9 protein-coding genes are annotated in these 8876 nt (G+C 59.0%); 3 read left to right on the top strand and 6 right to left on the bottom strand.

From position 1 onward, the window contains the following. The 3 genes from DD606_RS22765 to DD606_RS22755 form a co-directional block, all read left to right on the top strand. On the top strand, positions 1-375 hold a 375-nt coding region (locus DD606_RS22765), incomplete at its 5' end, for a thioredoxin family protein (protein ID WP_129259191.1). Between the two features lies 1 nt (position 376). Continuing rightward, complete coding sequence (locus tag DD606_RS22760) at positions 377-979, top strand: DsbA family protein (protein ID WP_003863423.1); 603 nt, start codon at positions 377-379, stop codon at positions 977-979. Further along, the gene (locus DD606_RS22755; protein ID WP_003863422.1) at positions 969-1469 is read left to right on the top strand and encodes a protein disulfide oxidoreductase; all 501 of its coding nucleotides are present in this window, start codon (positions 969-971) and stop codon (positions 1467-1469) included. Before DD606_RS22760 ends, DD606_RS22755 begins: the two co-directional genes overlap by 11 nt. Positions 1470-1471: 2 nt before the next feature. Here DD606_RS22755 and DD606_RS22750 read toward each other — a convergent pair whose 3' ends face one another. The 6 genes from DD606_RS22750 to DD606_RS22725 all read right to left on the bottom strand — a co-directional run. Further along, a complete protein-coding gene (locus DD606_RS22750) occupies positions 1472-2215 on the bottom strand; it encodes an SDR family oxidoreductase (protein ID WP_058656473.1) in 744 nt (247 codons plus the stop codon). A gap of 70 nt (positions 2216-2285) precedes the next feature. Further along, the gene (gcvP, locus tag DD606_RS22745) at positions 2286-5159 is read right to left on the bottom strand and encodes an aminomethyl-transferring glycine dehydrogenase (protein ID WP_129259189.1); all 2874 of its coding nucleotides are present in this window, start codon (positions 5157-5159) and stop codon (positions 2286-2288) included. Between the two features lie 124 nt (positions 5160-5283). Beyond that, positions 5284-5673 carry a glycine cleavage system protein GcvH gene (gene gcvH, locus DD606_RS22740; RefSeq protein ID WP_006811885.1) on the bottom strand — a complete coding sequence of 130 codons (390 nt, stop codon included), beginning with the start codon at positions 5671-5673 and terminating at the stop codon, positions 5284-5286. Positions 5674-5696: 23 nt separating this feature from the next. Beyond that, positions 5697-6791, bottom strand: coding sequence for a glycine cleavage system aminomethyltransferase GcvT (gene gcvT, locus DD606_RS22735; protein WP_003860107.1), 1095 nt, complete (start codon positions 6789-6791; stop codon positions 5697-5699). Positions 6792-7188: 397 nt separating this feature from the next. Further along, positions 7189-8391 carry an FAD-dependent 2-octaprenylphenol hydroxylase gene (gene ubiI / locus DD606_RS22730; RefSeq protein ID WP_045350801.1) on the bottom strand — a complete coding sequence of 401 codons (1203 nt, stop codon included), beginning with the start codon at positions 8389-8391 and terminating at the stop codon, positions 7189-7191. A 12-nt stretch (positions 8392-8403) separates the two neighbouring features. Further along, positions 8404-8876: FAD-dependent monooxygenase (locus tag DD606_RS22725; protein WP_176691462.1), on the bottom strand; the 473-nt coding region annotated here is incomplete at its 5' end.

Genomic DNA, 8876 nt, shown 5'->3' with positions numbered 1-8876 from the left:
GGCGAGGGTTCCCGCCGCGATCGTATCCACTGGCAACCGCTCAGCGAGCAGGCCATTGCCCGCGCGCTGGCGGAGAACAAACGGGTGTTCGTCGACGTGACCGCCGACTGGTGCGTGACCTGTAAAGCCAATAAATACAACGTGCTGCTGCGCGACGACGTGCAGGATGCGCTCTCCGCCCCGGACGTTGTCGCCCTGCGCGGCGACTGGAGCCGCCCCTCAGATACCATCAGCCAGTTCTTAACCACGCGCGGCAGCGCCGCCGTGCCGTTTAACCAGATCTACGGACCGGGATTACCGCAGGGCCACGTGCTGCCTGCGTTGTTAAGCCGCGAAGCGGTGCTGAGCACCCTGTCCGATGCAAAAGGAAAATAACATGAGAGCCTTAATAGCCTTACTTCTGCTGTCGTTATCAACGTTCGGTTTCGCCGCACCGTCAGATGACGCTTCCAGCGACCAGCTGGCAAAACTGCTGTTTAACGACACCAACAGCCCGCGAACCGGCGCGGCATCGCCGAAGCTGACCATCGTCTCCTTCACGGACTACAACTGCCCGTATTGCAAGCAGTTCGACCCAATGCTGGAGAAAATCGTGCAGGAAAATCCCGACGTGCAGCTCATCGTCAAACTGCTGCCGTTTAAGGGACAAAGCTCGGTAAATGCCGCGAAAGCGGCGCTCTCGACGTGGCAGCAGGCGCCGGATAAATTCTGGGCGCTGCACCAGCGATTGATGATGAAAAAGGGCTATCACGATGACGCCAGCATCGCCGCCGCGAAGGTCAAGACCGGAACGGACGGCATTAAAACGGATGATAAAACCATGGACAGCTTAAAGATGAACCTCATCCTGGCGCAGGTGCTGAATATTCAGGGTACCCCGGCGACCATTATCGGCGACCAGATGGTGGCGGGCGCCATTCCGTATGACGACCTGGAGGGGCTGGTCAAAGAACAGCTGGCAAACGTCCGTGGCAAGTAAGCTTCCGCGCCTGCTGCGCGAACTGGGCGTGTGGCTGCTGATTGGCATAGCCGTGAGCCTGGCGGTGGACTATTTCCGCCAGCCCGCGCTGCCGCAGAATTTCTCCGCGACGGCACTGCACACCCTCGACGGTCAGCCCGTCGATCTTATCGCCATGAGTAAGGAGCGACCGCTGCTGGTCTACGTCTGGGCGACATGGTGCGGCGTTTGCCGCTACACCACGCCGTCGGTGGCGGCGCTTGCCGCGGACGGGGGTAACGTGATGTCGGTTGCGCTGCGCTCGGGCGATAACGCGACGCTCGAAACATGGATGAGGAAGAAGAAGGCGATGATGCCCACGGTCAACGACGCCAGCGGAGAACTGGCGCGTGAGTGGGACGTTAAGGTGACGCCAACGCTGGTGGTGATCTCTCACGGTGAGGTGAAGTCGATCACCACCGGCTGGACCAGCGGCTGGGGAATGCGCCTGCGGCTGTGGCTGGCGTCGTAGCGTTACTTCCCGCCAGCCAGCTCCAGGAAGCTACCGGTAACATAGGAGGCTTTGTCGCTCAGCAGCCAGGCAATGGCCTGGGCGACCTCCTCCGGCTGACCGCCACGCTGCATCGGTAACATCGACTTCACCCGATCCACACGCCCCGGCTCGCCGCCGGAGGCGTGAATATCGGTATAAATCAGGCCTGGCCGCACGCCGTTAACGCGAATGCCCTGTGCCGCCACCTCCAGCGCGAGGCCGGTAGTCAGGGAATCCACCGCCCCTTTTGAGGCGGCATAATCCACATATTCCCCCGGCGCGCCCAGCCGTGACGCCGCCGAGGAGACATTCACAATCGCGCCGCCCTTGCCGCCGTGTTTATGCGACATGCGCTTAACCGCTTCACGGCAGCAGAGAAAATAGCCGGTGACGTTGGTAGCCAGCACGCGGTTAATACGTTCAGCGGAGAGGTGTTCGATGGTGGATTGTTCAAACAAAATCCCGGCGTTGTTCACCAGCGCGGCGAGCGGCTCACCTTCGCGATCGATGCTGGCGAACATCGCCATCACCTGCGCCTCATCGCTGATGTCCGCGCGCACGGCAAAGGCTTTACCGCCCGCGTCCACGATCTGATTAATGACCTCTGTCGCGGCTTTGATGTTGTGATGAAAATTCACCGCAACGGTGTAGCCTTCGCTTGCCAGCTGTAGCGCGGTGGCTTTACCAATACCCCGGCTGGCGCCGGTGACCAGTGCAATTGCCATTCTTTTCTCCCAATAAAAAAGCCGGGTAGCGGCTTCGCCTTACCCGGCCTACGTTACTACAGGAACAACGTTACTGGTATTCGCTCATCGGTACGCAGGAGCAGAACAGGTTACGGTCGCCGTAAACATCATCAAGACGTTTCACGGTTGGCCAGTATTTGTTTGCCACACCTGCCGGGAAGACAGCCAGCTCGCGGGTATAACCGTGGTTCCACTCTGCCACCAGTTCGTTCTGGGTATGCGGCGCGTTAACCAGCGGGTTATCTTCCAGCGTCCACTCCCCGCCTTTCACGTGGTCGATTTCGCTGCGGATCGCCAGCATGGCGTCGATAAAGCGATCCAGTTCCATCTTGCTTTCAGACTCGGTCGGCTCAACCATCAGCGTTCCCGCAACCGGGAAGGACATGGTTGGCGCGTGGAATCCGTAGTCGATCAGGCGCTTGGCAATATCCAGCTCGCTGATGCCCGTCTCTTCTTTCAGAGGACGAATATCGAGGATGCATTCGTGCGCCACGCGACCGTCGCGGCCGGTATAGAGCACCGGATAGGCGTCCTTCAGACGCGTTGCGATGTAGTTGGCGTTAAGGATCGCTACCTGGCTGGCCTGCTTCAGCCCTTCCGCGCCCATCATGCGGATATACATCCAGCTGATTGGCAGGATAGAGGCGCTGCCGAACGGTGCCGCGGAGACCGCGCCCTGACGGGTCAGCATGCCTTCAATCTGCACCACGCTGTGGCCCGGCACAAACGGTGCCAGGTGCGCTTTCACGCCGATTGGGCCCATACCCGGGCCGCCACCGCCGTGCGGAATGCAGAACGTTTTATGCAGGTTCAGGTGCGACACATCCGCGCCAATAAAGCCCGGAGAGGTGATGCCCACCTGGGCGTTCATGTTTGCGCCGTCGAGGTAAACCTGGCCGCCGAACTGATGCACCACTTCACACACTTCACGGATGGTCTCTTCGTACACGCCGTGGGTGGATGGGTAGGTCACCATGATGCAGGAGAGTTTGTCGCCCGCCTGCTCGGCTTTGGCGCGCAGGTCGGCCAGATCGATGTTGCCGTTTTTGTCGCACGCCACAACCACCACTTCCATTCCTGCCATCTGGGCAGAAGCCGGGTTGGTACCGTGGGCGGAGCTTGGGATCAGGCAGATATCACGGTGGCCTTCATTGCGGCTTTCGTGATAGTGACGGATCGCCAGCAGACCAGCGTATTCACCCTGCGCGCCGGAGTTCGGCTGCATGCAGAGCGCGTCGTACCCGGTCAGCTTCACCAGCCAGTCGGAGAGCTGGTTGATCATCATGTGATAACCTTCCGCCTGCTCAGCCGGGCAGAACGGGTGCAGCTCAGAGAATTCAGGCCAGGTAATTGGGATCATCTCAGCCGCGGCGTTCAGCTTCATGGTGCAGGAGCCCAGCGGGATCATCGCCTGGTTCAGCGCCAGATCTTTACGTTCCAGCGAGTGCATGTAACGCATCATCTCGGTTTCGCTGTGATAGCGGTTGAACACCGGATGAGTCAGGATCGCGTCGTCGCGCAGCATGCTTTCCTGAATGGAGCGGCTGTCGAGCGCAACCTCTTTGTCGAGCGTATCAACGTCCAGACCGTGTGCGTCACCCAGCAATACGTTGAACAGGGTCAGGATATCGTCACGGGTGGTGCTTTCGTCCAACGTAATGCCGACCGCATTGTGAATGTCGCTGCGCAGGTTGATTTGCGCTGCCTCGGCGCGCGCCAGCACGGCCGCTTTGTCTGCCACCTCGACGCACAGGGTGTCGAAATAGTGTTCATGACGCAGTCTGAGATCTTTCTGTTGCAGACCGCAGGCCAGGATATCGGCCAGACGGTGGATGCGGCTGGCAATACGCTTCAGGCCTGCCGGACCGTGGAACACCGCGTACAGGCTGGCAATGTTAGCCAGCAGCACCTGCGAGGTACAGATGTTGGAGTTCGCTTTCTCGCGGCGGATATGCTGCTCGCGGGTCTGCATCGCCATGCGCAGCGCGGTGTTACCGGCGGCATCTTTCGATACGCCGATAATACGGCCTGGCATGGAACGTTTAAATTCATCTTTCGCGCCAAAGAACGCCGCGTGCGGGCCGCCGTAGCCCATCGGCACGCCGAAACGCTGGGCTGAGCCGAAGACAATATCCGCGCCCTGTTTACCTGGCGCCGTCAGCAGCACCAGTGCCATAAAATCAGCGGCGACGCTAATAATAACCTTACGGGATTTCAGCTCGGCGATCAGTGCGCCGTAGTCGTGTACTTCCCCGGTGGTGCCCACCTGCTGCAACAGCACGCCGAAGACGTCCTGGTGATCCAGCACTTTTTCAGCGTCGTCGACAATCACCTCAAAGCCGAAGGTTTCCGCACGGGTGCGCACCACGTCCAGCGTCTGGGGATGCACGTCCGCCGCGACGAAGAAACGGTTGGCGTTTTTCAGTTTGCTCACGCGCTTCGCCATCGCCATCGCTTCGGCGGCGGCGGTGGCTTCATCCAGCAGCGAGGCAGAGGCGATATCCATACCGGTCAGATCCAGCGTCACCTGCTGGAAGTTCAGCAGCGCTTCCAGACGGCCCTGGGAGACTTCTGGCTGATATGGGGTATAAGCGGTGTACCAGCCCGGGTTTTCCAGCATGTTACGCAGGATCACCGGCGGTAACTGCACGTTGGTGTAGCCCATGCCAATGTAAGACTTATAGCGCTTGTTAAGGCTGGCGATGGCCTTAAGCTCCGCCAGCGCGGCGAACTCCGTCGTGGACTCGCCTACCTGCGGCGGCGTGGCAAGCTGGATGTCCTTTGGCACGATCTGGCCGATCAGTGCGTTTAATGAATCCGCGCCAACTGTCTTCAGCATCTCCTGCTGTTGCTGAGCATCCGGCCCAATGTGACGTTCAATGAAGGCGCCACGGTTTTCAAGCTGGCTTAAAGTCTGTGTCATGAGCGATGGTTCCTGAAACGTGCAGTGAATTTAAGTTCCCTCTCCCTTTGGGAGAGGGTTAGGGTGAGGGGAAGATTAGCACCCTCACCCCTGCCCTCTCCCAAAGGGAGAGGGGGATTACTGATTACTCGTCTTCTAACAGTGCTTCGTACGCGGTCGCATCCAGCAGCGCGGCAACCTGCGCTTCGTCGCTGGCTTTGATCTTGAAGATCCAGCCGCCTTCATACGGTTCGCTGTTCACCAGCTCCGGGGAGTCGCTGAGCGCGTCGTTCACGGCAACAATTTCACCGCTTACCGGGGCGTAGATGTCAGAGGCCGCTTTAACGGATTCCGCCACCGCACAGTCATCGCCTGCGCTCACGGTTGCGCCCACTTCCGGCAGGTCAACAAACACCATGTCGCCCAGCAGCTCCTGCGCGTGCTCGGTGATCCCAACGGTGTAAGTGCCGTCCGCCTCTTTGCGCAGCCACTCGTGTTCTTTGCTGTATTTCAGTTCTGCTGGCACATTGCTCATTGAAGTTCTCCTGATAAAAATAGTTAGGCGACCGGCTTACCGGCGCGAACAAAAATCGGTTTGGTCACGTTGACCGGCATTTCGCGGTTGCGGATCTGCACCACCGCCGTTTCGCCAATCCCCGCCGGCACGCGTGCCAGGGCAATACTGTAGCCGAGCGTCGGGGAGAACGTTCCGCTGGTGATCACGCCTTCGCGATGATTGCCATCGGCATCGGTGAAGCGCACCGGCAGCTCGCCGCGCAGCACGCCTTTTTCTTTCATCACCAGGCCTACCAGCTGTTCAGTGCCCTTCTCGCGCTGCATCTCCAGCGCTTCACGACCAATAAAATCACGGTCAGCCGGTTCCCATGCGATGGTCCAGCCCATGTTGGCGGCCAGCGGAGAGACGCCTTCGTCCATCTCCTGACCGTAGAGGTTCATCCCCGCTTCCAGACGCAGCGTATCGCGCGCGCCCAGGCCCGCAGGCTTCACACCTGCCTCCACCAGCGCACGCCAGAAATCAGCGGCCTTCTCGTTTGGCATGGCAATTTCATAGCCCGCTTCACCGGTGTAGCCGGTGGTGGCGATAAACAGATCCCCCGCCTGCACGCCGAAGAATGGCTTCATGCCTTCGGTGGCTTTGCGCTGCTCGTCGCTAAACAGAGACGCGGCTTTCGCCTGGGCGTTTGGCCCCTGTACGGCAATCAGCGACAGATCGTCACGGACAGTGATGTCAATGGCGTAAGGTTCAGCGTGTTGGGAAATCCAGGAGAGGTCTTTTTCGCGGGTGGCGGAGTTTACAACGAGGCGGAAGAAATCTTCGGTGAAGTAGTAGACGATGAGGTCGTCAATCACGCCGCCAGAGGCATTGAGCATACCGGTATAGAGCGCTTTGCCCGGCGTCTTCAGTTTGGCGACGTCGTTTGCCAGCAGATAACGCAAAAACTCCCGGGTGCGGCTACCGCGCAGGTCGACAATCGTCATATGAGACACGTCGAACATACCGGCATCGGTGCGCACCGCGTGGTGCTCATCAATCTGCGAGCCGTAGTGCAGCGGCATCATCCAGCCGTGGAAGTCCACCATGCGGGCACCGCATAACACGTGCTGTTCGTACAAAGGAGTCTGTTGAGCCATCTTTTCCTCGTTGAAAAATTCACCGTGAAACCCGGTGTCGGCCTCGCGATCGGGGGCCGACGCAAACGTTCTCTTTTACCTGAACTTACCACCGAAACCGGCGGTTAACCATAAGGTAAAACGGGTCATCACATTAGCTTATGACCAAAAATCGCTGAAAAGCCTACAGAGTTATTCACTGGAAAAATGCGATTAAACCCGCATAAAATTAACAATGATCTAACAGGATTTAGCAGATGCTGATATTTCATGCGGAAAAATGGGCCGAATTTCCGTAACATAAAAATAGTAAGATTAGATTTTCTAATGCGAAAAATGACGTGAAATTAGATTATTTCAAACGAGGGAATTTCCCCGGCGCGCAGGCCGGGAAAATAAAGTGTGACGGGGATCGAGATTAACGTAACCAGTCGGGAAGATCGTTGAGGCCCATTGCCTGACGAAGAAGCTGCGGTTTTACGCCGGGAAGGGTGTCGGCCAGTTTGAGGCCAATATCGCGCAGCAGTTTTTTCGCCGGGTTCGCTCCGGCAAACAGCTCGCGGAAGCCCTGCATACCCGCCAGCATCATAGCCGCACTGTGTTTGCGGCTGCGCTCGTAGCGACGCAGATACAGATGCTGACCAATATCTTTGCCTTCCCGATGCAGGCGACGCAGCTCTTCAACCAGCTCAGCCGCGTCCATAAAGCCGAGGTTCACTCCCTGCCCGGCCAGCGGATGAATGGTATGCGCCGCATCCCCCACCAGCGCCAGACGGTGCGCGGCAAACTGACGCGCGTAGCGACCGGTTAACGGAAACGTCTGGCGTTCGCTTTCAAGCCCGCACAGGCCCAGACGGTTATCAAACGCCACGCATAGCGCCTGACTGAAGGCATCCGGCGTCGTCTCCTGCATCTGCTGCGCTTTCTCCGGCTCTAAGGACCAGACGATGGAGCAGAGATGCGGATCGGCAAGCGGCAGGAAGGCCAGAATGCCGTCATTATGGAAAATCTGGCGCGCCACGCCGCCGTGCGGCTCTTCGGTGCGAATTGTGGCCACCAACGCGTGATGACGGTAATCCCAGAAGGTCAGCGGAATATCCGCTTTGTTACGGAGCCAGGAATTAGCGCCGTCGGCACCCACTACCAGACGCGCAGTCAGCATATCGCCACTTTCAAGAGTGATAAACGCGTCGTTTTCGCCCCACGCCACCTGATGAAGTTTCGCCGGTGCGATCAGCGTGACGTCGCTGCACTGCTGCGCTTTCTGCCACAGCGCGTGGTGGATCACCGCGTTTTCAACGATATATCCAAGGTGGCTGTAACCCATGCTTTCATCGTCAAACGCGATACGGCCAAAGCTGTCTTTGTCCCACACTTCCATCCCGTGATAGCAACTGGCACGGAGCGCCACGATTTCAGACCAGACGCCAAGGTGCGTCAGTAGCTTTTCGCTGGCGGCATTGATCGCCGAGACGCGAAGCTCTGGCGGTGCATCCTGCGCCACAGGCTGCGGCGCTTTTTGCTCAAGCACGGCCACGCGCAGGCCGCTGCCCTGTAAACCACAAGCCAGCGCCAGTCCTACCATTCCGCCGCCCACAATGGCGACATCAACATTTTGCACGGTCAATACTCCTTAACGCGCGACCCAACCCAGGGTCCGCTGCGCCAGCACGTCACGTGCCGGAATGAACAGTTCCATCGCCATAAGCCCAAGGTTGCGACCCGCAACCAGCGGTGCCCAGCGATTGGCAAACAGGTGGACTAAACCGTCGGTGATGCCAATGGTCGCCGCTTTGTCCGCCTGGCGTCGTTTCTGGTAATGGCTCAGCACTGAGTATGCGCCACAATCCTGTTGTTCGCTCCACGTTCGGGCCAGGAGCTCGGCCAGGCTCATCACGTCACGGAGGCCAAGGTTGAAGCCTTGCCCGGCGATGGGGTGTAGCGTCTGCGCGGCGTTGCCGACCAGGGCGACGCGATGGGAGACAGTCTGTGATGCGGTCGTCAGCGCAAGCGGATAGGCCACGCGTTTTCCGGCGTGGGTGATGCGCCCAAGCCGCCAGCCGAAGGCCTTTTGCAGCTCGGAACAAAAACGTTCGTCGGACCAGG

This window comes from Enterobacter cloacae complex sp. GF14B, assembly GCF_004136805.1.
GTDB classification, from domain to species: Bacteria; Pseudomonadota; Gammaproteobacteria; order Enterobacterales; family Enterobacteriaceae; genus Enterobacter; species Enterobacter hormaechei_C.
Note: the sequence above shows the minus strand (reverse complement) of the source record. Positions and strands in the feature narration are given on the sequence as shown.